Here is a 23,990-nt window from a genome sequence, read left to right as displayed (position 1 = left end):
CTCCCTTTTGAGAGAATTTGAGCCATTGCCATGCGCTTTGAAAAGCATCAAAATTCGTGCACATTGATGCCTTTTCGGCATCCCTGGGAAAGCTGAAGATAATTTGTGCGGCCTGCGCAAAATATATGCATCGGAGAGATCATGCTGCACTCCAGACGCCTTCTTTACATCAACGAGATTGCCCGTTGCGGTTCGATCCGCAAGGCGGCCGCGCGCCTTAACGTGGCGTCGTCGGCGGTCAACAGGCAGATTTTGGCGCTGGAGGAGGAGATCGGGGCGCCGCTTTTCGAGCGGCTGCCGCGTGGCCTGCGGCTGACGGCTGCCGGCGAGCTCTGCATCGAGCATATTCGCGACGTGCTGAAGAATTACGAGCGCCTGGAGGGGCGTATCCGCAGCCTCAAGATGCAGCAGGCAGGCAAGGTGCGCATGGTGACGACCGTTGGGCTAGCCGCCGGGCCGCTGCCCGAAATCATCGCGCGCTTTCTTTCAGAGCATCCGCGCGTCTTCGTCCAGCTGCGCAACGACACCGGCGGCACGACGGCCAACCCCGTTGTATCAGGCGAGGTGGATATCGGTCTTGGCTTCAATATCCCCGCCATGCCCGGCATCCGCACGCTTGGAAATTTCGATATCCCGATCGGCGTCGTGCTGCCGCCGGGGCATCACCTGATCGGTCCCGGGCCGATCAACCTCGCCGATGTCACTCAGGAAAAACTGGTTCTGGCGCAGCCGGGCACCAGCCTGCGCGAGGTGATCAACCTTGCTTTTGCGCGCCTGCCCATTTCGGTCGAGCCGGTGCTGGAAACCAATGCATCGGAGATGCTGAAACAGCTCGTCAAATGCGGCACCGGGCTGACGCTGCTCAATCCGCTCGACGTCATCACCGAATGCCGGCGCGGTGAACTCGTCTTCCGGCCGATCGCCGAGCCGCATGCGCGTTACCAGCAGATGAAGCTGTTTGCGCGTGCCCGTGCGCCGCTCGACGCGGCCACCAGCCTTTTCGTCGAATATCTGCTCGCAGAACTGCTCGGCCTGGTGCAGGAATTGCAGGCCAAGGGTCATATCCCACCGGATGTGAAACCCGCGGCTGAGCCTATTTCACATAGAGATCCGAAAGCGGATAGGCCTTGAGGTCCCGGAGCAGCTCGACGAACCCGTTGACTTGATGGCGGCAGATCGCCTCGCCCTTTTCGGCAGTGGCAATCGAGGCATCGCCGACGACACCGAAGGGATTGAGGTCATGCGCGATCCAGGCCAGCGAATGCGGCGGCAGAGGCTGAAGAAATTTGGATTGCTCCCGCATCCCTTCGGCCTTCGAGGAGAAATTCTGCGCCTTGTCCATCCGCACCAGCTCGGGGCGAAAGTGCAGCATCAACGACGTCTCGACATCGCCGCCGTGGATGCCATATTTGCTCTCGTGATCGCTGACCATGCCTTCCGGATGACCGAAACGGCCCCATTGCGTGGAGACCACCGCCATTTGATGGCGCACGCGCAGTTCGCGCGCGACGATGCTCATGATGTCGACATTACCGCCGTGGGAATTGACGATCACCATCTTCCGCAGCCCGGCTTCGGCAACCTTTGCGCCGATCGCCGTCCAGACCGGGATGAGCAGCTCGGCACTGAGCGACAGCGTGCCGGGGCCATAGATGTGTTCGTTGGCCTTGCCGATCTCCTGTGTCGGAAGGACCAGAATGTCCAGGTCCTCCGGCCGCTGCCTCTTCAGCTCCGCCAGCATGCCGGTCGCGATGGCAACATCCGTTGCGATCGGCAGATGCGGGCCGTGCTGTTCCGTCGAGGCGATTGGCAGAACGGCAATCGTGGTCTCGGGGGAGAGGCCGGCAAAATCATATGTATTGAGCTCGTTCCAGTAAAACGGCGTGGGCATGCGGTCTTCCCCTTTCGTCACCTGCTTCGATAGGGAGTAGGGAATAATGATGAGCCCGAAAAGCATCATTTTTTGCGCATGGCGCTGCTTTTTTTCGCGCGCATCGGCGGGCGTTGCTCCGCTGGCGCTTCCGCGTCCAAGGCAACTTCATTGAAGTTGTGGCTCGCGGCATCTTATGACCGCGGCTCGGGGAATTCATGAGCCAGATCGATAACCGTATGCAACGGAAGGGGTCTAATCAGGAGGCGGAGTTGCACTACCTCAGCAGACGGCGTTGACGCGCGCCCATGTCCAACGAGCAAGGTGGAACAGTTCATGCCAAGCCAGACACAACTGGAACTTTCCCGTCGAGATCTACTTATCTCGTCGGCCGCAACGATTGCGGTCACCGGAGCCGTCGCGCCCGCGGCGGCACAGTCCCCAGGAAATGACATGGCCTATACATCCAATACATCCAAAGTTTCCTTCGCGGTTAACGGTGAGAAGCGCGATCTCGAGGTCGACAACAGAACGTCGCTGCTCGATGCACTGCGCGAGCACCTGCATCTGACCGGCACAAAAAAGGGATGCGACCACGGCCAATGCGGTGCATGCACCGTCATGGTCGACGGCCACCGCATCAATTCGTGCCTGACACTGGCGGTCATGCACGAAGGCGATCAAATCACCACGATCGAGGGCCTCGGCCAGCCTGAAAACCTTCATCCGATGCAGGCGGCCTTCGTCAAGCATGACGGCTTCCAGTGCGGCTACTGCACACCGGGACAGATCTGTTCCTCCGTGGCGGTGCTCGAGGAGATCAAGGCGAACATACCGAGCCACGTCACCGGCGATCTTACGGCAGAGGCGGCCGTCACTCCTGTCGAGATCCGCGAACGCATGAGCGGCAACATCTGTCGATGCGGCGCCTATTCCAACATTATCGATGCCATTGCTGAAGTCGCGGGGATTAAAGCATGAGAGCCTTCACCTATGAACGTGCCTCGTCCGTCGAGGCCGCGGCCAAGGCGGCAGCCTTAAATCCTGAAACCAAGTTCATCGCCGGCGGCACCAACCTCCTCGACCTGATGAAGCTCGAGATCGAAACGCCAACGCATCTGATCGACGTCAACGGTGTCGGCCTCGACAAGATCGAACCCACGCCGGAGGGCGGGCTGCGCATCGGCGCCTTGGTCCGCAACACCGATCTTGCAGCTCATGAAACCATTCGCCGCGATTACGGCCTGATCTCCAGGGCGCTTGTCGCGGGTGCCTCCGGGCAACTGCGCAACAAGGCAACGACGGCCGGCAACCTCCTGCAGCGCACGCGCTGTCCTTATTTCTATGACCCGAACCAGCCGTGCAACAAGCGACAGCCAGGCAGCGGCTGTTCCGCTATCGGCGGCTTCAGCCGCCAGCATGCCGTCGTCGGCACCAGCGAAGCCTGCATCGCCACTCATCCGAGTGACATGGCGATCGCCATGCGGGTGCTCGATGCCGTTGTGGAAACGGTCAAGGCCGACGGCAGTCGTCGCGCGATTGCGATCGCCGACTTTCATCGGTTACCCGGCGACACGCCTGATATCGAGACCGTTCTTGAGCGCGGCGAGTTCATCACGGCGGTCTTGCTGCCACCCCCGGTCGGCGGCAAGCACATCTATCGCAAGGTGCGAGACCGCGCCTCCTATGCCTTCGCGCTGGTCTCGGTCGGAGCGGTGATCCAGCCGGACGGCACAGGACGGGTCGCCGTCGGCGGCGTCGCCCACAAACCGTGGCGCATCGAGGCAGCCGAAGCCGAGCTGCCGAAAGGCGCGCGGGCGGTGGCAGGCGTGCTTCTTGCCGGCGCCCGTTCGACCGAACAGAACCGTTTCAAGATCGATCTTGTCGAGCGCACGCTCGGCGCCGTCATTGCCGAAGCAAGGGGTTGAGCCATGCAGTTCGATACGCCAGCGACAACCAACCCGATCGACAATCTGAAGGTCGTCGGCCAGCCGATCCACCGCATCGACGGTCAGCTCAAGACGACCGGCCGCGCGATGTACGCCTATGAGTGGCACGATCCCAATATGTCCTACGGCTATGGTTATCCCGTCGGTGCGGCCATCGCCAAGGGCCGCATCACGTCCATGGACGTTTCCGCCGCCAAGAAGGCTCCGGGTGTGCTTGCCGTCGTGACGACGCTCGACATCGGCGAGCGGAAGAAGGGCAGGTTCAACACCGCCAAGCTTTTCGGTGGCGACGAGGTTCAGCACTATCACCAGGCAATCGCGGTCGTCGTCGCCGAGAGTTTCGAGCAGGCACGCGCCGCAGCCTCCCTGGTCAAGGTCGACTATGCCGAAGAAAAGGGTGTGTTCGATCTCGGCCAGGCAAAGGATTCAGCCGTCAAGCCGGATGAATCGCAGCAGCCCGATACAGCGGTCGGCGACTTCGAGGCTGCCTTCAGGTCAGCTCCCGTCACTGTTGACGCGTCTTATACGACGCCCGACCAGTCGCATGCGATGATGGAGCCGCACGCATCGATCGCGGCCTGGAACGGCGACGAGGTGACCGTCTGGACCTCCAGCCAGATGATCGACTGGTGGCGCTCCGACCTTGCAACGACGCTCGGCATCGACAAGGAGAAGATCCACCTTATGTCGCCCTTCATCGGCGGCGGATTCGGCGGCAAGCTGTTCCTGCGGGCGGATGCCGTGCTGGCCGTTGTCGGCGCGCGTGCGATTGGGCGCCCCGTCAAGGTTGCTTTGCCGCGACCGTTCATGATGAACAACACCACCCACCGGCCGGCGACGATCCAGCGGATCCGCATCGGAACCGAGCGTGACGGCAAGATCACCGCCATTGCGCACGAAAGCTGGTCCGGCGACCTTCCGGGCGGCGGACTGGAGACCGCCGTCAACCAGACGCGGCTCCTCTATGCGGGTGCAAACCGGATGACCGCGATGCGTCTTGCAACACTCAACCTCCCGGAGGGCAATGCCATGCGCGCTCCGGGCGAAGCCCCCGGACTGATGGCGCTCGAAATCGCCATCGACGAGATTGCCGAAAAAGTTGGGATCGATCCTGTGCAGTTTCGGATCGTCAACGACACGCAGGTCGATCCGGAAAAGCCGCAGCGGCCTTTTTCCCAGCGCAATCTCGTCGGCTGCCTGACGCTCGGTGCCGAGCGGTTTGGCTGGGGTGAAAGGGGAAGGCCGGGTTCCAGGCGGGACGGCAGCTGGCTGGTCGGCATGGGCGTCGCCGCTGCCTTCCGCAACAACCTCGTCCTTCCCTCCGGAGCCCGGGTAAAACTCGACCGGGAAGGCGTCGTAACGGTCGAAACCGACATGACCGACATCGGGACGGGCAGCTACACGATCATCGCCCAGACCGCCGCCGAAATGATGGGAGTCCCGATCGACAAGGTCGCCGTCCAACTCGGCGACTCGCGTTTTCCGGTTTCTGCAGGTTCCGGCGGACAGTTCGGTGCAAACTCTTCCACGTCTGGCGTCTATGCAGCCTGTGTCAAGCTGCGTGAAGCCATCGCCAAGAAGCTCGGCTTCAACTCCGAAGACATCGTCTTCGAGAATGGCGAGGTCCGCTCGGGCAATCGTTCGGTGCCTCTTGCCGAGGCCGCCGGTCCGGATGGTCTTGTCGGCGAGGACACCATCAAGTGGGGCGAGCTCACCGAGACGCATCAGCAATCGACATTCGGCGCGCACTTCGTGGAGGTTGGCGTCGACATTGCCACGGGAGAAAGTCGTATTCGCAGAATGCTCGCAGTCTGCGCGGCAGGTCGGATCCTCAACCCGATCACGGCCCGCAGCCAGGTCATCGGCGCGATGACGATGGGGGCGGGCGGCGCACTGTCCGAGGAACTGGCGGTCGACACCCGTCGCGGCTTCTTCGTCAACCACGATCTCGCCAGCTACGAAGTGGCGGTGCATGCCGACATTCCGCACCAGGAGGTGATCTTCATGGACGAGACCGATCCGATGTCCTCGCCGATGAAGGCCAAGGGCGTCGGCGAGCTTGGCCTTTGCGGCGTCGCGGCAGCAATCGCCAACGCCGTCTACAATGCGACCGGCGTCAGGGTTCGGCATTACCCGCTGACCCTTGACAAGCTGATCGGCGGCTTGCCGGATGTGGCCTGATTAGTCGGCGGCGGTCTTAAAGCCCGGACCACCGTCACTTTCTGTAGGATCTTGCATGGATCAGACACTTGCGCCCGTTGCAGCACCAATTCCCGTCAGGGCCTCGTCCACCGACGATCCTGCGGAACTGCTTCGCTTCGCGATAGACGCCCATTGCCTCGGCGCGGCGGCTCTTGCAACCCTTGTCGAAATCCGCGGTGGCGCTGCGCGGGCGCTCGGCGCTCATATGGCCGTTGCAGCAGACGGGCGGTTCTGCGGCTATGTCTCCGGCGGATGCATCGAAGCCGCCGTCGCCGCAGAAGCGCTGCTTGCCGTGAAAGACGGACGGGACCGCACGGTCAAGTTCGGCGACGGCTCGCCCTTCTTCGACATCGTTCTTCCCTGCGGCGGAGGAATCTCCATCGCTATCCATGTCCTCAAAGATGTCGGCGCTCTGCAGCATGTTCTTGATCGTCTCGAACGAAGGCAGGCACCCGGCCTTGCATATTCGCCAGAGCGGCAGACGCTTATATCGGTCGACCCGCCGCTGCGGACGTGCTGGACCGAAGGTAATTTCCTGACCGTCTATCGTCCTCGCACCCGTATCGTCCTTTCCGGACAGACGCTTGAAGCGCAGGCCGTCGCACGACTGGCCGAGGCTTCCGGCTACGACGTGATCGTCAGAGGACGGGGCGAGGGGGGCAGGGTCGCAGCCGATACCATCGATCCTTTCACCGCCGTCGTGCTCCTGCATCATGACATCGACGCCGAAGCCGCCATTCTCGAGACCGCGCTTCACTCGCCGGCGTTCTATATCGGCGCGCTCGGCAGCACCCGGACGCATCATCGGCGTGTCGAGCGGTTGACGACCTTGGGTTTCGGACAAGACGACATCCGTCGTATCAAGGCGCCCATCGGAATGTTCGGCCCAACGCGGGATGCAACCTCGCTCGCCCTGTCTGTTCTGGCTGATGTCGCCGCGGCAAGACTGGTGGCTTATGCGTAAGGCGTCGGTCGCGATCGTCATTCTCGCTGCCGGCAAGGCAAGCCGGATGGGTGAGGGCGGGAAGCACAAGCTGCTGGCCGCGTTCGACGGCGTGCCGCTCGTGCGGCGGTCAGCATTGACCGCGCTCGCTGCCGATGCAGCGTCCGTCATTGTCGTCACGGGCCATCGCAGGAGCGAGATCGAGGCCACGCTCGATGGGCTCGATCTGACTTTCATCGATAATCCCGATTACGCCAGCGGCATGGCGAGCTCACTCATAGCAGGGTTCTCATCGAGAGACGCCGACAGCGCCGAAGGCATTCTCGTCATGCTGGCCGATATGCCCGGCATTTCCACGACGCATCTCGACGCCCTGATTTCCGCCTTCCGCAACTCGGGCGGCGAGACCGTCGTGCGCGCCGTTTCACAGGGCAAGCCCGGCAATCCTGTTATCCTGCCACGTTCTCTCACTCAGGCAGTCCTCCGACTTCGAGGCGATGTCGGCGCTCGCGCTATCATCGCCACATCAGGCCTGCCCGTGCTCGATGTCGATGTTGGCGACGCGGCCTTGCTCGATGTCGACACGCCGGACGAGGTATTGGCGGCCGGTGGCGCAATGAACTGATCCGCGAAAATACACTGAGATGAGGATGATTTGACGCAACGGTTCGAGCTCGATTCTCCGCGGCTTTGAATTCGCCACTCTCAGCCGCGGATATGCCAAGCCGTCATTCGGCAGCCGATGGATCAACGCACCGACCTGAATGCCTCTCGCAGTTCCTCAGCGAAAAGCTGGGGCTGTTCCCAGGCTGCGAAGTGACCGCCCATATCGACACGGTGGTAATAATGCAGCGTGGGGTAGGCCTCCTTGCTCCAACTCTCCGGCGCCTGGTAGATCTCCTTTGGGAATACGCTGATTGCCACCGGGATCTTGATCTCTTTGGTCTTCTGGGCGTCGGAGCTGAAGTTGTTGTTGTTGTTTTCCCAATAGAACCGCGACGAGGATGCCCCAGTGTTAGTCAGCCAGTACAATGTGATGTCATTCAGCATTTCGTCCTTGGAAAAAACACGCTCGGGAATGCCCTCGCTGTCGCTCCATTGAGCAAATTTTTCGTAGATCCAGGCAGCCAGACCCGACGGCGAGTCGGAAAGCGAGTAGCCGATCGTCTGCGGACGCGTCACCATCACGGCCCCATAGGCGGCATTCCGGCCGAAGAAGGTGCTCAACGATTCATAGGCATCCCGCTCGGGCGCCGACAGTCCCGCAGGAGCCGGGTCTCCACTGTTGATCGCCTTGGTGAGATTGCCCGGAACGGTCGCCGGCATGTTGAGATGGATACCAAGCAGGCCCTTCGGTGCCTGGCGCGCCAGCGCGTCGGAGATAACGGAGCCGTGGTCGCCACCCTGGGAAACGTAGTGCGCGTAGCCGAGCCGCTTCATCAGGATGTCCCATGCTCGCGCAACGCGGTCAGGCCCCCAGCCAAGCTCCGTCGGTTTGCCCGAAAAACCGTAGCCGGGGATGGAAGGGATGACGACATCAAATGCGTCCTCCGCTTTACCGCCATAAGCAGTCGGATCGGTAAGAGGGCCGATCGCCTTGATGAACTCGAAGGTCGAACCCGGCCAACCATGGGTCAGAATGACTGGAAGGGCGTTGGGATGACGGGACCGCACATGGATGAACTGGATATCGACCCGGTCGATCGTCGTGATGAATTCCGGAAGTGCATTGAGCTCAGCCTCGGCCTTGCGCCAATCGTAATCAGTGCCCCAGTAACGGACCAGATCCTGGACGCGCGAAAGCTGAATGCCTTGCGAGGTGTCGCTCACGGTCTCCTTATCTGGCCAACGCGTTTCGGCAATGCGCCTGCGCAGATCGTCAAGCTGTGACTGCGGAACGTGGATCTGGAACGGGCGGATCGTTTCGTCGGCCCCGATCGGCGTCGCCCGCCCGTCCGATGTGACGTCGGCGGCACTCGCTGGCACAAGGTAACCGGCTGGGAACAGCAACATTGGCCCAACCGCCATCACCATTGCTCCGCGGGCAAGCCGGCGCCAGGCGAGAATATTGTCAAACTTCTTCATGAGGCACTCCATGTTCTTGTCGCCCGGGGCGACATTTCGTGACGGAGTGATGTCTGCCGGGTCTGCGTATCTGGCATGTTTCGAGAAATGCCAAAAACGTATCAGAGTGTGGAGTGGCGGCTACACAGCGGCGGGAACGCGATCGTCAGGGAACGACCAGGCCCACGGCGCCAGAATAGGAATCAAACACCTATTTCTGCCTGCGGAGGCTGCCCAGCATAGCCTTGAAGCCCGCAACCGCCCGCTTCGAAACCGCCTCCGGATTCTCCGCATTGGCGATCCAAAGCGCCATATGGCTACTGGCGCCATTGATGAGGCGAGCGGCGGTTTCGGTGTCGATGTCGATGACCTCGCCATCGGCCTTGAGACGGTCGATGCTGCGGGAGAGGGCGGCGATACAGCCGGGGGTGTTCTGCCATTGCGAGACATCGCCGAGTACAGCCGGGCCGTCGCGAAACATGATGCGCTGGATTTCGGGCTCCAGCGCCATTTCGATATAAGCGGAGCACTCATCGACAAAGCCCTGCCAGCGCGTCGGAGCGGCGGCCGAGACCTCGTTCAGCCGCTCCGTCATTTCCGCGTCGATTTCGATGATGACGGCCTGGAGCAAGCCTCTCTTGTCACCGAAGTGGTGATAGAGGGCCCCTCGCGTCAATCCCGCTTCGCCGGTGAAATCGTCCATCGAGGCTTCTGCGTAGCCGATCGTGCCAAAGGCGCGCCGCCCGGCTGCGATCAGTTTGCCGCGGGTCTCTGCGATCATCTCCTGGCGCGGTTTGCGCATGTCTTCTCCATTGGCATACGCCGCGTATCTTTTTTCATTGACATACGGAACGTATGCATTATCTAAACGCATACGCTCCGTATATAAGTGTTCTACCCGATATCTGGAAGGATCGTCCCATGTCAAATCCGTATAAGCAAATATTCGCGGCACCTGGGGCCAAGGGCTTCTCCGCAGCCGGCTTCTTCGCACGCCTTCCCATCGCCATGGCGCCGATTGGCATCGTCGCCATGCTCTCTCAGGCACATGGCGAATATTGGCTGGCAGGCGCCGTGTCGGCGACCTATGCGCTTACCAATGCGGTGATCTCGCCGCAGATTTCGCGAGCGGTCGACCGACTGGGCCAGACGGCAGTCGTCGTTCCCACAACCATCGTATCCGTGCTGGCGTTCATCGCGCTGATCACCGCGGCCAACCAGAACTGGCCGGTGTGGACGCTGTTCGCCTCAGCCTTCCTCGCGGCGGCTATGCCAAGCATTCCGGCGCTGATGCGGGCGCGCTGGACGGAACTCTTTCGCAACCGGCCCGAGCTCAACACCGCCTTCGCGTTCGAAAGTGCTGCGGACGAACTGGTCTATATCGCCGGAGCCTCGCTGTCGGTCGGGCTGGCCGTCGCCCTATTCCCGGAAGCCGGCATGATGGTGAGCACAGCTTTTCTGGCGCTCGGGACGGCCGCCTTCATCGTGCAGCGCGGCACCGAGCCGAAGGTGCGTCATGTCGCCGGCGCGGCTTCGGTTGGCTCCGCGATCCGCCAGCGTCCGGTGCAGATCATCACGCTCGCGCTGATCTTCGTCGGCGCGATCTTCGCAACCGCTGAAGTGAGTGTTGTCGCCATCACCAAGGAGCTTGGTCAGCCGAATGCGGCAAGCCTGGTGATCGGTGTCTATGCCCTCGGTTCCTTCCTAGTCGGTTTGATCCTCGGCGCGCTTAATCTGCGCATCCCCTTGCACCGTCAGCTGCTGATCGCTGTTGCGATCCTCGCACTGACCTCGCTGCCGCTGCTCGTCGCCGGCAGTTCGGTAGCCCTGCTTGCTATCGCCGTCTTCGTAAGCGGCATCGCGATCTCGCCGACCTTTATAACGGCCTTCGGACTGATCGAGCGTCGCGTGCCGGAATCGGTGCTGACGGAAGGCGTCACCTGGGTGATGACCGGCATCGGCATCGGTATGGCACTCGGCGCCTTCGTCTCGGGCTGGGTCGTCGACAGCTATGGTCCCCAGAGCGGATTCTGGCTCTCTGCGGCGGCCGGGGCCGCGACCGTCCTCATCATTGCCCTCGGTCAGCGCACCCTCTCGGGAGAGTGCACCGGCGGGGAAGATTGCGCGATGCTGGAGCCGGCGCAGTAGCAAGGCGGGCGGTAGCAGGGAACGGCGCAGGAGGGTTCACCGGCCAACGGTTCGAAACCGTTCAAGGCGACCAACCTCACGGCACCTGCGCCCCACTCACGGCGACATAGACCGAATAAACCGACCGCGTCGCCGCGATAAACAGCCGGTTGCGTTGGGGGCCGCCGAAGGTGAGGTTGGCGACGGTCTGCGGTACGCGGATCTTGCCGATCAGCTTGCCCGTCGGATCGAAGCAGTGCACGCCATCGCCCGCGCTCGACCAGAGGTTTCCGTTCACATCTGTGCGGATGCCGTCCGGGATGCCGTTGTCGATGAGGCAGAAGACGCGGCCGTTTGCCAGCCTGATGCCGTCGATCACATCGAAAGCGCGGATGTGGCGCGGCAGGCTTTCGTCATGGCTTGCGGCCGAATCTGCCACATAGAGGATTGTCTCGTCGGGCGAGAAGGCGAGGCCGTTCGGCTGGATGAAATCCGTGACGACAGCCGCAAGCGCGCCTGTCATCGGATCGAGCCGGTAGACGTTGCGGGTTGGTTGCTCCGGCTCGGCGCGAAAACCTTCGTAGTCCGACATGATGCCGTAGGTCGGATCGGTGAACCAGATCGAGCCGTCGGACTTCACCACCACATCGTTCGGCGAATTGAGCCTGGCGCCCTCGAAACGGTCGGCGAGCACGGTGATCGAGCCGTCGACCTCGGTGCGGGTGACGCGGCGCCTCCCATGTTCGCAGGAGATCAGCCGTCCCTGCCGGTCGCGCGTATGGCCGTTGGTGAAGTTGGACGGTTGGCGATAGACGGAGACGCCGCTCTCGGGCGTCCATCGCAGCATGCGCTGGTTGGGAATGTCGCTCCAGAGCAGCTGGTTCGCGTCGTTGAACCAGACGGGACCCTCCGCCCAGCGGCAGCCGGAATAGAGCTCCTCGAGACCGGCGCTGGTCACGATCATCTGCCGGAAGCGCGGGTCGTGGATTTCGTAGATACTGGCTTCGGCCATGGCGGTCTTTCCGTTTATCGCATGCCGGCCCGGCGACCGCCGGCGAGCATGATGACGCTGATGATGATGAGCCCGGTCATGATCAGGCGGATGCCCGCGCCGAGCCCGTAAGTGTTGAGCATGGAGACGACCAGGAACATGAAGAGCGATGCACCCCAGATGCCCGGCACGTTGGAATCGCCGCCGGCGACCGCCGTGCCGCCGATCACGACGACAGCGATCGACATCAGGAGATATTCCGAGCCCATGTTGAGCGCCGCGCCGCCGGAGAAGCAGGCGAGCAGGTAGCCTGCGACCGATGCGAGCACCGCGCAGAAGAGGTAGGTGACGAAACGTGTGCCGTCGACCGGTATGCCGGCCATGCGCGCTGCCGGCATGCTCTGGCCAATCGCCGAGATCCAGCGTCCGTAGATCGTCTTCTCGAGCAGGAACCAGGCAAGCAGCGAGATGAGGAATGCCACGATCGCCACATTCGGCACGCCGAGCGCGTTCGACGTGGTGAATTCCGCCAGCACGCTCGGCGGCTTGATGCGCAAGCCCCGGTTCGTCCAGATCGCGGCGGACTGCACGATGAAGCTCATGGACAGCGTGGCGATGATCGGCGGAATGCGCAGCGCCTTGATGAGCGCATAGTTGCCGAGGCCGACGACAAGGCCGATGACGATGGCAACGAGAAGGCCGGGCAGGATCATGCCGTTTTCGACATTCATCAGCTTCAGCGCCACCGTGCCGGCAAGCGTCATGGTGGCGGGAACCGAGAGATCGATATTGCCGGGACCGAGCGTGATGACGAACATCTGGCCGATGCCGACGATGACCGAGAAGGCCGCGAAGGTGAGGGCTGCCTGCGACAGGCCGAGCGCGCTGGCGCCGAGCGTCACCATGATCGTCAGGAACCAGACGACGAAGGCGGCAAGCCACGACCAGATCCAGGGTTTGCGGAAGAGGCGAAGGAGCGGGGTCATCGGCGTTTCTCCCGCTTCTCCAGGCGGTTCAGCATCAGCCGAAGTGCCAGCACGATGATCAGGATCGCGCCCTGAGCCCCGATCTGCCAATCCGGCGAGATGCGCAGGAAGGACAGGAACGAGCCGGCAAGCGTCAGCGTCAGCGCACCGATGACGGCACCGATCGGGGAGACACGGCCGCCGATGAACTCGCCGCCGCCGAGGATCACGCCAGCGATCGACAGCAGCGTGTAGCGCAGCGCGATATTGGCATCGGCCGAGGTCGTCAGGCCGACGAGGGCGATGCCGGCGAGCACCGCGAAGAGACCGGCAAGACCATAGGCGCTCGCGCGCGCCCCGACAATCGACCAGCCGGCGCGCTCGACCGAGCGTTGGTTGCCGCCAATGCCGCGCATCAGCACGCCGAGCGACGACCGCATGACGAGAAGATGAGCGACCAAGGCGATGACGATGCTGGCGACGATCGCCATCGGCGCGAGCGGCGGCTTGACGGTCATCAACCAGCGCACCCAGTCCGGCGCTTGCCCGCCCGGTGCCGGCAGCAGCAGGACGGCAAGGCCGCCCCAGACGAAGCTCATGCCGAGGGTCACGACAATGGACGGCAGGTTGCGCAGATAGATGACAACGCCGAGCGCCGCATAGGTTGCGATCGCGCCGGCCAGGATCAGCACGCCGATCAACGGGGCATCCCGCAGAAAGGTCGCGGTGACGCAGGCGACGAAGCTGACGAAGGCGCCCATCGAGAGATCGAGATCGTTGACCGCCATCACGATCATCTGGGCGATCGTCGCAAGCGCGATCGGCACAGCCAGGTTGAACAGCAGGTTGAGCCCGACATAGCTCATGGCGCGCGGCTGCAGCCAGAAGACGGCGGCAAGCAGCAGCGTCAGCGACAAGGCGGGAATGGCAAGACGCAGGGCGTCGGACGACAGCCGGAACGTCATGCAGCAGCCCCCTCGAAGGAGGCGGCGATGATACTCGTCTCGTTGACGGCATCACCGGCAAGTTCGGTGGTGATGCGGCCTTCGCGGAAGACGTAGACGCGGTCGCAGAGGCGAACCTCGTCCATCTCGGTCGAGTACCAGATGAAGGTGCGGCCGCGCGCCGCTTCCTCGCGGATAATCGCGTAGACCTCCTGCTTGGTGCCGACGTCGACACCGCGCATCGGATCGTCCATCAGGACGACAGGTGCGCGCGTCGCAAGCGCGCGCGCAAAAAGCACTTTTTGCTGGTTGCCGCCCGAAAGCGACAGGATGCGATTGTCCATATCGGGGGTGCGGATCTCGATCCGCCGCTTCCAGTCGGCGCCTTTCGTCTCCTCTTCGTCCGCCAGGATGAGGCCGCGCCGGGAGAGGTCACCGAGCGAGGCGATGGAGAAGTTGCGCAGGATGCTCCACAGCTCGAAGACGCCGTTGAGGCGGCGGTCGCCGGCAACGAAGGTGACGAGCGGATCTCTCTCCGGCAGCCAGTTGCTCGACTGGGCGGCATGCAGGGCGAGCAGGAGCTCGGTCTGCCCATGGCCCGCCAGGCCCGCCAGTCCGATGATCTCGCCCTTGCGGGCCGCAAAGGGAAGGCCCTTTGCCTGATGGGACAGAATGAGCGGAGCGGTGGATTGTTCGCGGGCCGAGCGCTTGGTTTCCTCCTTCGCAACGGTTCCCATGGCTTCCACGAGGCCGTGGTGGTCAAAGCCCCGCGCCGGGCGCTCGGCGACAACGCGGCCGTCCTTCATGACGACGATGCGATCGGCGGTTTCGAGGATCTCGTGCAGGATATGCGAGATGAAGATGACGGACCCGCCGGTGGCGATGAAGCGGCGGACATGGTCGAGCATCTGCCTGGCAAGGCTTGCATCGAGCGACGAGGTCGGCTCGTCGAGGATCACCAAACGCGGCGCAATGCCGGCGTCGGAAAAGGCCATTGATATCTCGACCATCTGCCGCTCGGCGATCGAAAGATCTCCCACGGCCCGGCTGCTGTCGATGCCGTGGCCGGGAAAGACGGCGTCGAGGCTCGTCTGGATGATTCTTGCGGCGCGCCTTCGCCAGCCCAAACCACCGAGATGGCGATGCATGATGCGCGTGTTCTCGATGATCGAAAGGTTGGGGCAGAGCGAAAGCTCCTGGAAGACGCAGCGCACGCCGCGGGCACGCGCCGCGTTGATGCCATAGCGCTCCAGCCGCTCGCCGTCGCTCGCCACACTTCCTTCATGCGGCGCGAGACCGCCGTTGATGACGCTGACGATAGTGGACTTGCCGGCGCCATTGTGTCCGACAAGCCCGACGCATTCGCCCGGCATGACGTGGAGGGTCACGCCATCGAGTGCCCTGACCGCGCCGAAGCTCACCTTGGCGCCATCGACGGCGATCACCGCCTTCAAAACGTCATCCATGCTGCCCGCCATGCCTGCTTGCAAAAAATGCCGCGCGACCTTCTGCGGCCGCGCGGCAGTCGCCGGGAGATTTACTTTGCCGACTCGATGACCTTGATTGCGTCTGCTTGCGTGTATTCCACGTTGGCGACGCCACCGGCCTGGGTATTGGCAAGGTTGGTCTCGAGATTGTCCTGGTCGATGCGCAGGAAGGGCACGACGAGGTCCTTCTTGACTTCTTTGCCGTCGAGGATCTGTTGCGCCACCCAGAAGGCGAGCGTGGAGACGCCGGGGGCGATGGACACGGACATGGTCTCATAACCCTTCGCGTCCTTCTGCTCCTTCCACCACTTCAGTTCGTCTTCGCGGTTGCCCATGATAATGATCGGCATCTTCCGGTCGGTCGCTGCAATCGCCTGTGCGGCGCCATAGCCGTCGCCGCCCTGCGTTACCACGCCAGCGATGTCAGGAAGGCTCGGCAGGATACCGGCAACAGCCTTCTGCGCCACGTCCTGCGCCCAGTCGCCGTGAACGGAGCCGACAATCTTGAACTGCGGGAACTGCTTGACGCCCTCGTGGATGCCCGCCGAGATTTCGTCGTCGACGAAGACACCGGCAAGGCCGCGGATCTCGAGCAGGTTGCCGCCGTCCGGAAGTTTTTTCGACAAGTACTCGACCTCACTGCGGCCCATTTCCTTGAAGTTGACGGCGATGCGCCAGGCGCAGGGTTCGGTGACGATGCCGTCGAAGGACACGACGGTGATGCCAGCGTCGCAGGCCTCCTTGACCGCGCCGTTCAGCGCCGTCGGCGAGGCGGCGTTCAGCACGATGGCGTCATAACCCTGCAGGATCATGTTCTGGATCTGCGCGGCCTGCTCCGTCGCCTGGTTCTCGGCGGTGGTGAAAGGGTCGGCTGCGGCAACGGTGCCGGCCTTCACGGCTTCGCCCGTCACCTTGCCCCAGCTCGTCAGCATGGCCTGGCGCCAGGAGTTGCCGGCATAGTTGTTGGAAAGGGCGATCTTCTTGGCCGACGTGTCGGCAAAGGCGGAAACGGGCATCGCGGCGCAAGCAATAGCGGCCGATGCCAGAAGCATCTTACGGATTGTCATGTCTTCCTCCCTGATGATCGCGCTGGTCGGCGGATCGCTTCACTCCTGCCGGCCCAATTGGGTCCGAGTGAAAATTGTTCTTGCACTGAGCTTCCTCCTCTCAGTAAGGGCAGGATGCGGGAGATCGACCGGCCTGTACAGGGGCAAGGCGGCAATCCGTTTGCGGGATTTGCGCAACAAGCTGCGGGTTTACGCAAGACGGCGGCGCTTCCGCAGGCGCTTACTGCGAAGGGTCGCGGCGGGTTGAGGAGCCTGCTGCCGCCTCGGGGAGGAACTGACGATGCTGCATCTCGTACCCGCAGCCATGTTCGACCATTATCTCGGCATTTCCCGGCTGCTCGCGGGCCAGCTCGACTTCCGCTCGGCTATCCGTTCCGTCGCGGCCGAAGTCGCCCATATCATCCCGCACGACCATCTCGATGTCTGCGTGCTGCTTGAGGGCGGCAACTACCACACGGCCTATGAGACGGGCATCGAGACTGCCTGGGGCGGCCTTGCCGGCGCGCCTGTTGTCAACAGCCCCATCCGTTCGCTGCTCTGGGGCGAGGTGGATTTTTTGCTGGCGGACGACGCCATGACCGACCCGCGTTTCCACTTCGAGGGCGCCTTCAAGCGGCCGATCGTCGAACAGTTGCTGAGGAGCCGCTTGCACGTGCCGATGAAGGTGCAGGGCACGATCATCGCAGCACTCTCCTGTTCGTCGCACAGGGCGGGCGTCTATACGATGGAGGATATCGAACGCGCCCGCATCATCGCCGACCTGCTGACGCCCTATTTCTTCGCGCTGCAGGCGGCCGAGCAGGCGCAACGCTCGGCCATTGTCGAGGCAGAGGCCCGCGCCCGCGAGGAGGGTTTGCGGCAAGGTGCGCTGAAGCTTACCGAAGCTCTGGAGCAGGAGCGCCAGCGCATCGGCATGGACCTGCACGACCAGACGCTCGCCGACCTGACGCGGCTCGCCCGCCGGATCGATCGGCTGTCACGCAACGGCGAGGTGACGCCCGAGGCGCTGGAGCCCGTCTCCCGTTCTCTGCAGCATTGCATGCAGGATCTGCGGCAGATCATCGAGCAGGCAAAACCCTCCGTGCTCCAGCTCTTCGGTCTCGCCCAGGCGATCGAGCATCATCTGGACCGATCGACCCGCGACACGGGATCGGGGATCGAGTGGGGCCTTGTCGACGAGACGCACGGCGCACTGGAGCGACTGGAACCGACTGTCAGCGTCGCGCTGTTCCGGATCGCCCAGGAGGCGATCAACAATGCGGTGCGCCATGCCGCGCCACTGGCCGTCACGGTGCGGCTCGAGGCCGATGACGACCGGCTATCGATCGAAATCTCCGACGACGGAACCGGCCTCGCCAAGGCGCGGGGACGGATCGGCGGCGGCATCGACAATATGAAGACCCGTGCGCGGCTGATTTCGGCGCGGTTCATGACCGGCCCCGGCCACAACAATCGCGGGACTGCGGTGCGCGTCGTGCTACCGCTCGTACCGAACGACCCGCCGAGCGGGCCAAACTGAGGAGAAGGGCATGATGAAGGTTCTGATCGTCGAGGACGACCCGCTGCACCGGTCCTATCTGCACGAGGCGGTCAACGCGGCTCTGCCGGAATGCGACACGGTGATCGAGGCGGAGAACGGAACCGTCGGCGAGAAGCTCGCCCGCGACCACAAGTCGGCGCATATCGTCATGGACCTGCAGATGGCGAACCGCAACGGCATCGAAGCGGCGCGCACCATCTGGAAGGAGCGGCCGGAGACCCGCATCCTGTTCTGGTCGAATTACTCGGACGAGGCCTATGTGCGCGGCGTCTCCCGCATCGTGCCGGATGGCGCCGCCTATGGTTATGTGCTGAAATCCGCTTCCGACGAGCGGCTGAAGCTTGCGCTGCGCTCGATCTTCATCGAGAGCCAATGCGTCATCGACCGCGAGGTGCGGGGCCTGCAGCAGAAGAGCCTAGGCCAGACGAACGGCTTTACCGATTCCGAATACGAGATCCTCGTCGATATCGCGCTCGGCCTCACCGACCGGGCCATCGCCAAACGTCGGGGCCTTTCGCTGCGCAGCGTGCAGAACCGCCTGCAGCAGCTCTACGACAAGCTCGACGTCTACCAGAGCGCCGGCGACGACCACGAGGACGGCCGCTTCAATCTGCGCGCCCGCGCCGTCACCGTCGCTTTCCTCCGCAAACTCCTGAACTATAGCGCTCTGGAGCGGGCCGAGGCAGAGCTGCAGGAATGGCTTGAGGGAAAGTAGTTTCGGACTTGCGTGGAATGACTGGGATCAGAGACATGGGCTGCGGCCCTGCCTTTCACGGCGCATGCGCCAGCGCGATCGCATCGGCGGCTTCCTCGCAGCGATGGCTGAGCGTGCTGGTCGCGACACGGATATGACTGCTTGGCAGGACGGAGAATTTGCTGCCCGGGTTGACGGCGATATTGCGTGCGGCGAGCGTCACCATCGCGAATGGTTCGGAGACGACGGGCACCCAAAGACACAGGCCCCGGCCTGCAGGGATCGCTATCCCCCGTTCGCTGAGCGCATCGGCAAGAGCGTCGCGCCTCTGCTGATAGATCTCACGCGCCTCGTCGATGAGCTGCCAGGTTGCCGGATCGCGCAAAAGCCAGGCGGCGGCACCTTGCAGGATGCGGCTGGTCCAGCCGGCGCTGAAGGAACGGTAAGACTGGATCTGGTCGACGATCGGCGCGGAACTCGACAGAACCGCGAGACGGAGATCCGGGCCGAGGCTTTTCGAGAGTGAGAGGATATGGATCGTCCGCTCCGCAAATCGGGCGCCCAGCGACTGCGGAGGTGCCGCCGACACGTCGCCGACGCCGTCATCCTCGATGACAAGCGTATCGCTGTCTTCCAGCACATCGCCGAGCTGACCGAGGCGGGATGAACTGACCGTAACGCCGGTCACGGAATGCAGCCGCGGCTGGAACAGGAAAGCTGCCGGACGTTGCTGCAATGCTTCGCGCAGCGAATCCGGCAGGGGGCCTTCGCCGTCGCAGGCGACAGGGATGATTTTCACGCCAAGATCTTCCAGAATATCGAGCAGCCGCATCGCGGTCGGATGTTCGATCGCGACCGACGAACCCGAGGAAACCAGCGCATGCAATATCGTATAGACGGCGTTGTAACCGCCATTGGTGGCCAGAAAGGCTTCCGCCTCATAGGGCCATCGCTCTGAAACGGCGTCCTTCAACTCAGGGACGATCCGGCTGCGCTCATAGCTGTTGAGATCATCGACGGACGCGCCATAGGCCATTGCTTCGGCGAGACGAGGAAGAAGTGCTGCATCCGGTTCGGCTAAGGTGAGGTCGAGCACACCTGCCGCATAGTTTCCCGAGCTGGCAAGACGTTCCGGCTTGGCGACAAAGCGGTCGCCGCTGACCCAGGTGCCGTTGCGCCCCCGGCCGCTGATGATCTTCTGCCGCCGCAATTCGCTCCAGGCTTCGGAGATCGTTGCCGGACTGACATGCAATTCGTAAGCGATATCGCGGATCGCCGGCAGGCGCGTCCCAATGGGCAGGACGCCGGCACGGATCAGCGCGCTGGTTTCGAGAGCGATCCCCCGGATGCTGCGGTCGGCTATTTTTTCGGCAAACCAGGAGGCTTCGACCGTGTCGCCCATTTTTCTCTCACTTTAAATGTTCAATAACGTAATAACATTTGTACTCTTCATTTTGAACATTTAATTTGCCACTCGTCGAGCAATTTTGTGAGTTTTTGCATGCCTGTGACGCTTCGCATCGCCCTCCGGGACTGGGATTACATGACACCCCTCGTGCTCGGTGACGTCAGTTCTTCCCGTCTCGATATCAAAGTGCATCGTGTGGGCACGCTGGTCTCCAGCCTCGCCGATGATGCGGCGCATGATGCCGCGGAAATGTCCTTCAGCCGCTATTCGCAGATGCGTCATGATGGCGATGATCGGGTTCTGGGCATGCCGAACTTCATCATGCGCGGCTTCCGCCATCGCTGCATCATCACCACCAAGGATAGTCAGATCCGCAAGCTCTCCGATCTGGCCGGCAAGAAGATCGGCGTGACCGGTTGGCGCGATTCCGGAAATACCTGGACCCGCGCCGCATTGCGCCGGGAAGGCGTCGGCGTCGAGGATGCGATGTGGTATGCCGGGCGCCTGACGGAGGCTCATCCGATCGTCGACCGGCTCGATGGTTTTGGACGGCCTGGCCGCATTGAGGCTGCTCCCAGCGAGCGCCCGATGGTCGATCTTCTGACGGATGGCGGGCTCGATGCCGTGTTCACCCCTTTCATGCCGAAGGGCTTCTTCGATCAGGAATCGCCGCTCCGCCAGGTGCTGGATGATTTCCGTGCCGCTGAAGTCGCTTACTTCCACGAAGTTGGCTACATCCCGGGCATGCATCTGATCGGCTTCAAGGCTGATATCGTCCGGGAGCACCCCTGGATCATGGTTGAACTCAGCGAACTGATCGACGAGTCCCAGCGTATCTGGCTGGAAAAGCGTGAGAAATACGCCGACACCACGCCGTGGATGATCGACGAACTGCGCCGCTGCGCGGCCGACCTGCCGCCGACCTGGAGAGCCAGCGGGCTTGCCGAGAACGAGGCAATGATCGCCGACTTTGCCGAGGAACTCTACGAACAGAAGATCATGCCGCGCCTTTTGACGCCCGCCGATCTGTTTCCGTGGCACGCCAAGGCCCGATGAACAAAGCCCGGTGAAACCCTCGGAGGCCTCATCGTTGAACCACCCACTTTCGCAAACCAAAAAAGGGGAATGACATGCATTCGAAACTGATCGCTTCCGCCGCCCTGCTGGGTCTGATGATGACGACGTCGGTCTTCGCTCAGGAGGCGGCCGTGCCAAAACAGACCGTCAACGACGCTCTTCGAGCCCGCCTGCCGGAGAAGATCCGCACGGACGGCAAGATGATCTCCGTCAACAACGGTTCCTTTCCTCCCTATGAGATCGTCACCGGTACGAAATTGACCGGCGCCAGCGCCGATCTGACCGATGCGATCGGCCAAATGCTTGGCGTCGAGATCGAGCACGAAACCGTCAGCGGGTTGAGCGCCTTGCTCGCCGGCATCAATTCCGGCCGATACCAGTTCGCCTTCGGCCCGATCGGTGACTTCAAGAGCCGTGAAGAGGCCAATGATTTCGTCGACTGGGTTCAGGAATACGTGGTCTTCTCCGTCCAGAAGGGCAATCCGAAGGCCGTCACCTCGCTCGACAGCGCCTGCGGCAATCGCATCGCCGTCATGGCCGGCGGCTCCGCCGAAAAGGTGATCCAGGCCCAGGTCGAAAAGTGCAAGACGGCGGGCAAGCCCGCGCCCGAAGTGCAGTCCTACACCGACCAGCCGAGCTCGATCCTGGCAGTCCGCTCCAAACGCGCCGATGCCTTCTTCTCCTCGCAGGCGCCGCTGACCTATTTCGTGTCCCAGGCAAACGGCCAGCTGGAATTGAGCGGCGTCGGCCAGAAAAACGGGTTCGAGGATCTCTATCAGGGCGCCGTCGTGCCGAAGGGCTCGCCGCTCGGCCCCGTTCTGCTCGACTCGATCAAAGCGTTGATGGATAACGGCGCCTATGCCGCCATCATGAAGAAATGGGGTCTTGAGAACAACATGATCAAGCAGCCCGGCCTCAATCTTGGTGGAGCCCTGCCGAAATGAGCAATGACCGCACGACTGCCGCACCGCCTTTGGGCGGTGCGGACTTCCGGGATGTTGCCCACGCCCACAAGCCTTTTCAAACGGGCCGGCTCGTCCTGTGGGTGGTAGTGCTCCTGATTGCCGCGAACTTTCTGTGGATCGTCGCCCATAACGAGAATTTCGGCTGGCCTGTCGTCGCGGCCTATTTCTTCGATCCGACTGTTATCAACGGCCTTTACGTCAGCCTGGGCCTCACGGTGGTTGCGATGGCCATCGGCATCGTTCTCGGCCTCGGACTGGCGATCGCCCGGCTGTCGAATGACCGGCTCGCACGTTCGCTGGCATCGCTGTTCATCTGGTTCTTTCGCGGCACGCCGCTCCTGGTGCAGCTGATCTTCTGGTACAATCTCTCGACCCTCTTTCCCGAACTTTCGATCGCCATTCCGTTCGGACCGACGATCGCCAGCTGGGAGACCAATTCGGTGATTACGCCGATGACGGCGGCAATCGTCGGCCTGGCCTTGAACGAAGCGGCCTACATGGCCGAAATCATTCGTGGCGGCCTGCTCTCGGTCGATCGCGGCCAGTTCGAGACGGCGGAAGCCTTCGGCATGACCAAGGCGAGGGCGCTGTGGCGGATCATCATTCCGCAGGCGATGCGCTCGATCGTGCCGCCAACGGGTAACCAGCTGATCAGCATGATCAAGGCAACCTCGCTCGTCAGCGTCATCGCCATGGCCGATCTGCTCTATTCCGTCCAGTCGATCTACAATCGCACCTTCGAGATCGTGCCGATGCTGCTGGTCGCGGTCCTCTGGTACTTGCTTATCACCTCCATCCTCAATCTCGGCCAGAGCTATATCGAGGCCTATTACGGCCGCAGCGAACGGCGCAACAATGCCGCTGCCGCCAAATCCGAGACCCTTGCCGAGGAGGCAAGCCATTGACCAGTGCCGAAATTGCAAAGCCTCTCGTCAGAGCCCGCAACGTCCACAAGTCCTTCGACCAACTCGAAGTGCTGAAGGGGATCAATCTCGATGTCATGCCGGGGGAAGTCGTCGTGGTGCTTGGCCCGTCCGGGTCGGGAAAATCGACCTTCCTGCGTTGCATCAACCGTCTCGAAGCGATCAATAAGGGGTTCATCGAAGTCGATGGCGAGCAGATCGGCTATCGCCTTCGCAAAGACCGACTGGAAAAGCTGTCGAGCAACGGGATCGCCAGCCAGCGGCGCAAGATCGGCATGGTGTTCCAGCAGTTCAATCTCTATCCGCATATGACGGTGCTTCAAAATATCGTCGAGGCCCCGATTGGCGTGCACGGAGAAAGCCGCAAGGCCGCGACCGAGAACGCCATGCGGCTTTTGGAGCGAGTCGGATTGTCGGAAAAGGCGGGTAGCTATCCCCGTCAGCTCTCCGGCGGGCAACAGCAGCGCGTCGCCATCGCCCGTGCCCTGGCGATCAAGCCGAAACTGATGCTGTTCGATGAGCCCACCTCGGCGCTCGACCCAGAGCTCGTCGGCGAAGTTCTCTCCACCATGCGCGATCTCGCCAAACAGGGCCTGACGATGATCGTCGTGACCCACGAGATCGGTTTCGCCCGTGAGGCGGCCGATCGGGTCGTGTTCATGGACGGCGGCAATGTTGTCGAGATCGGCAAGCCCGAGGATGTCATCGGCAATCCGCAACATCCCCGGACCCAGGCTTTTCTCGCCCGTTTTCTCTGACTGGTGTCAGCTTCTG

General features: G+C 62.5%; 22 protein-coding genes. 13 read left to right on the top strand and 9 right to left on the bottom strand.

Annotated features, from left to right (window positions below):
• The first annotated feature begins 141 nt into the window (after nt 1-141).
• A complete protein-coding gene (locus RWJ89_RS00670; RefSeq protein WP_168281379.1) occupies nt 142-1,131 on the top strand; it encodes a LysR family transcriptional regulator in 990 nt (329 codons plus the stop codon).
• Here the strand turns inward: RWJ89_RS00670 and RWJ89_RS00665 are convergent.
• Nucleotides 1,094-1,960, bottom strand: a complete 867-nt coding sequence (locus RWJ89_RS00665; protein ID WP_222000407.1) for a creatininase family protein — start codon at nt 1,958-1,960, stop codon at nt 1,094-1,096. The genes RWJ89_RS00670 and RWJ89_RS00665 overlap by 38 nt on opposite strands.
• 234 nt (nt 1,961-2,194) lie before the next feature.
• Here RWJ89_RS00665 and paoA point away from each other — a divergent pair, with 234 nt between their 5' ends.
• Genes paoA through RWJ89_RS00640 form a run of 5 tightly spaced genes read left to right on the top strand, consistent with a single transcriptional unit; the run spans nt 2,195 to nt 7,589 of the window.
• A complete protein-coding gene (paoA, locus tag RWJ89_RS00660) occupies nt 2,195-2,851 on the top strand; it encodes an aldehyde dehydrogenase iron-sulfur subunit PaoA (protein WP_222000408.1) in 657 nt (218 codons plus the stop codon).
• The gene (locus RWJ89_RS00655; protein WP_222000409.1) at nt 2,848-3,798 is read left to right on the top strand and encodes an FAD binding domain-containing protein; all 951 of its coding nucleotides are present in this window, start codon (nt 2,848-2,850) and stop codon (nt 3,796-3,798) included. Before paoA ends, RWJ89_RS00655 begins: the two co-directional genes overlap by 4 nt.
• Before the next feature lie 3 nt (nt 3,799-3,801).
• Nucleotides 3,802-6,000 carry an aldehyde oxidoreductase molybdenum-binding subunit PaoC gene (gene paoC / locus RWJ89_RS00650; protein WP_316030411.1) on the top strand — a complete coding sequence of 733 codons (2,199 nt, stop codon included), beginning with the start codon at nt 3,802-3,804 and terminating at the stop codon, nt 5,998-6,000.
• A gap of 55 nt (nt 6,001-6,055) precedes the next feature.
• Nucleotides 6,056-6,985 (top strand): XdhC family protein, encoded by a 930-nt coding sequence (locus tag RWJ89_RS00645; RefSeq protein WP_316028157.1) that lies wholly within the window; start codon nt 6,056-6,058, stop codon nt 6,983-6,985.
• Complete coding sequence (locus tag RWJ89_RS00640; protein ID WP_168281389.1) at nt 6,978-7,589, top strand: nucleotidyltransferase family protein; 612 nt, start codon at nt 6,978-6,980, stop codon at nt 7,587-7,589. The genes RWJ89_RS00645 and RWJ89_RS00640 overlap by 8 nt, the downstream gene beginning before the upstream one ends.
• A 122-nt stretch (nt 7,590-7,711) precedes the next feature.
• Here RWJ89_RS00640 and RWJ89_RS00635 read toward each other — a convergent pair whose 3' ends face one another.
• Together RWJ89_RS00635 and RWJ89_RS00630 are read right to left on the bottom strand one after the other, a co-directional pair.
• On the bottom strand, nt 7,712-9,049 hold the full coding sequence (locus RWJ89_RS00635) for an epoxide hydrolase family protein (RefSeq protein WP_316028155.1): 1,338 nt from the start codon (nt 9,047-9,049) through the stop codon (nt 7,712-7,714).
• A 190-nt stretch (nt 9,050-9,239) separates the two neighbouring features.
• A complete protein-coding gene (locus tag RWJ89_RS00630) occupies nt 9,240-9,830 on the bottom strand; it encodes a TetR/AcrR family transcriptional regulator (RefSeq protein WP_168281392.1) in 591 nt (196 codons plus the stop codon).
• Nucleotides 9,831-9,949: 119 nt separating this feature from the next.
• Here RWJ89_RS00630 and RWJ89_RS00625 point away from each other — a divergent pair, with 119 nt between their 5' ends.
• Nucleotides 9,950-11,176, top strand: a complete 1,227-nt coding sequence (locus RWJ89_RS00625; RefSeq protein ID WP_222000413.1) for an MFS transporter — start codon at nt 9,950-9,952, stop codon at nt 11,174-11,176.
• A gap of 76 nt (nt 11,177-11,252) precedes the next feature.
• On the opposite strand, the gene RWJ89_RS00620 is transcribed toward RWJ89_RS00625, so the two are convergent.
• From RWJ89_RS00620 to RWJ89_RS00600, 5 genes are all read right to left on the bottom strand, one after another.
• On the bottom strand, nt 11,253-12,167 hold the full coding sequence (locus RWJ89_RS00620) for an SMP-30/gluconolactonase/LRE family protein (RefSeq protein ID WP_222000414.1): 915 nt from the start codon (nt 12,165-12,167) through the stop codon (nt 11,253-11,255).
• Between the two features lie 14 nt (nt 12,168-12,181).
• Nucleotides 12,182-13,132 (bottom strand): ABC transporter permease, encoded by a 951-nt coding sequence (locus tag RWJ89_RS00615; protein ID WP_168281398.1) that lies wholly within the window; start codon nt 13,130-13,132, stop codon nt 12,182-12,184.
• On the bottom strand, nt 13,129-14,076 hold the full coding sequence (locus tag RWJ89_RS00610; RefSeq protein ID WP_168281400.1) for an ABC transporter permease: 948 nt from the start codon (nt 14,074-14,076) through the stop codon (nt 13,129-13,131). Before RWJ89_RS00610 ends, RWJ89_RS00615 begins: the two co-directional genes overlap by 4 nt.
• Nucleotides 14,073-15,521 (bottom strand): sugar ABC transporter ATP-binding protein, encoded by a 1,449-nt coding sequence (locus RWJ89_RS00605; RefSeq protein ID WP_168281402.1) that lies wholly within the window; start codon nt 15,519-15,521, stop codon nt 14,073-14,075. Before RWJ89_RS00605 ends, RWJ89_RS00610 begins: the two co-directional genes overlap by 4 nt.
• Before the next feature lie 71 nt (nt 15,522-15,592).
• A complete protein-coding gene (locus RWJ89_RS00600; protein WP_025396862.1) occupies nt 15,593-16,609 on the bottom strand; it encodes an ABC transporter substrate-binding protein in 1,017 nt (338 codons plus the stop codon).
• Between the two features lie 280 nt (nt 16,610-16,889).
• Between RWJ89_RS00600 and RWJ89_RS00595 the strand changes: the two genes are divergently transcribed.
• On the top strand, nt 16,890-18,128 hold the full coding sequence (locus RWJ89_RS00595) for a GAF domain-containing sensor histidine kinase (protein ID WP_222000415.1): 1,239 nt from the start codon (nt 16,890-16,892) through the stop codon (nt 18,126-18,128).
• A 13-nt stretch (nt 18,129-18,141) separates the two neighbouring features.
• Complete coding sequence (locus RWJ89_RS00590; RefSeq protein ID WP_003562390.1) at nt 18,142-18,864, top strand: response regulator transcription factor; 723 nt, start codon at nt 18,142-18,144, stop codon at nt 18,862-18,864.
• A 55-nt stretch (nt 18,865-18,919) separates the two neighbouring features.
• On the opposite strand, the gene RWJ89_RS00585 is transcribed toward RWJ89_RS00590, so the two are convergent.
• Nucleotides 18,920-20,245, bottom strand: a complete 1,326-nt coding sequence (locus RWJ89_RS00585; protein WP_316030410.1) for an aminotransferase-like domain-containing protein — start codon at nt 20,243-20,245, stop codon at nt 18,920-18,922.
• A gap of 99 nt (nt 20,246-20,344) precedes the next feature.
• Here RWJ89_RS00585 and RWJ89_RS00580 point away from each other — a divergent pair, with 99 nt between their 5' ends.
• The 4 genes from RWJ89_RS00580 (at nt 20,345) to RWJ89_RS00565 (ending at nt 23,974) form a co-directional block, all read left to right on the top strand.
• Nucleotides 20,345-21,307, top strand: a complete 963-nt coding sequence (locus tag RWJ89_RS00580; protein WP_316030409.1) for an ABC transporter substrate-binding protein — start codon at nt 20,345-20,347, stop codon at nt 21,305-21,307.
• Between the two features lie 74 nt (nt 21,308-21,381).
• Complete coding sequence (locus RWJ89_RS00575; protein ID WP_222000418.1) at nt 21,382-22,272, top strand: ABC transporter substrate-binding protein; 891 nt, start codon at nt 21,382-21,384, stop codon at nt 22,270-22,272.
• Entirely contained in the window at nt 22,269-23,198 is a 930-nt protein-coding gene (locus tag RWJ89_RS00570; RefSeq protein ID WP_222000419.1) for an amino acid ABC transporter permease, read from the top strand. Before RWJ89_RS00575 ends, RWJ89_RS00570 begins: the two co-directional genes overlap by 4 nt.
• On the top strand, nt 23,195-23,974 hold the full coding sequence (locus RWJ89_RS00565; RefSeq protein ID WP_316030408.1) for an amino acid ABC transporter ATP-binding protein: 780 nt from the start codon (nt 23,195-23,197) through the stop codon (nt 23,972-23,974). Before RWJ89_RS00570 ends, RWJ89_RS00565 begins: the two co-directional genes overlap by 4 nt.
• The last annotated feature ends 16 nt before the right edge of the window (nt 23,975-23,990 follow it).

The sequence above is a fragment of the Rhizobium sp. 10PS4 genome (genome assembly GCF_032464805.1).
In the GTDB taxonomy this organism is placed as follows: Bacteria; Pseudomonadota; Alphaproteobacteria; order Rhizobiales; family Rhizobiaceae; genus Rhizobium; species Rhizobium laguerreae.
Note: the sequence above shows the minus strand (reverse complement) of the source record. Positions and strands in the feature narration are given on the sequence as shown.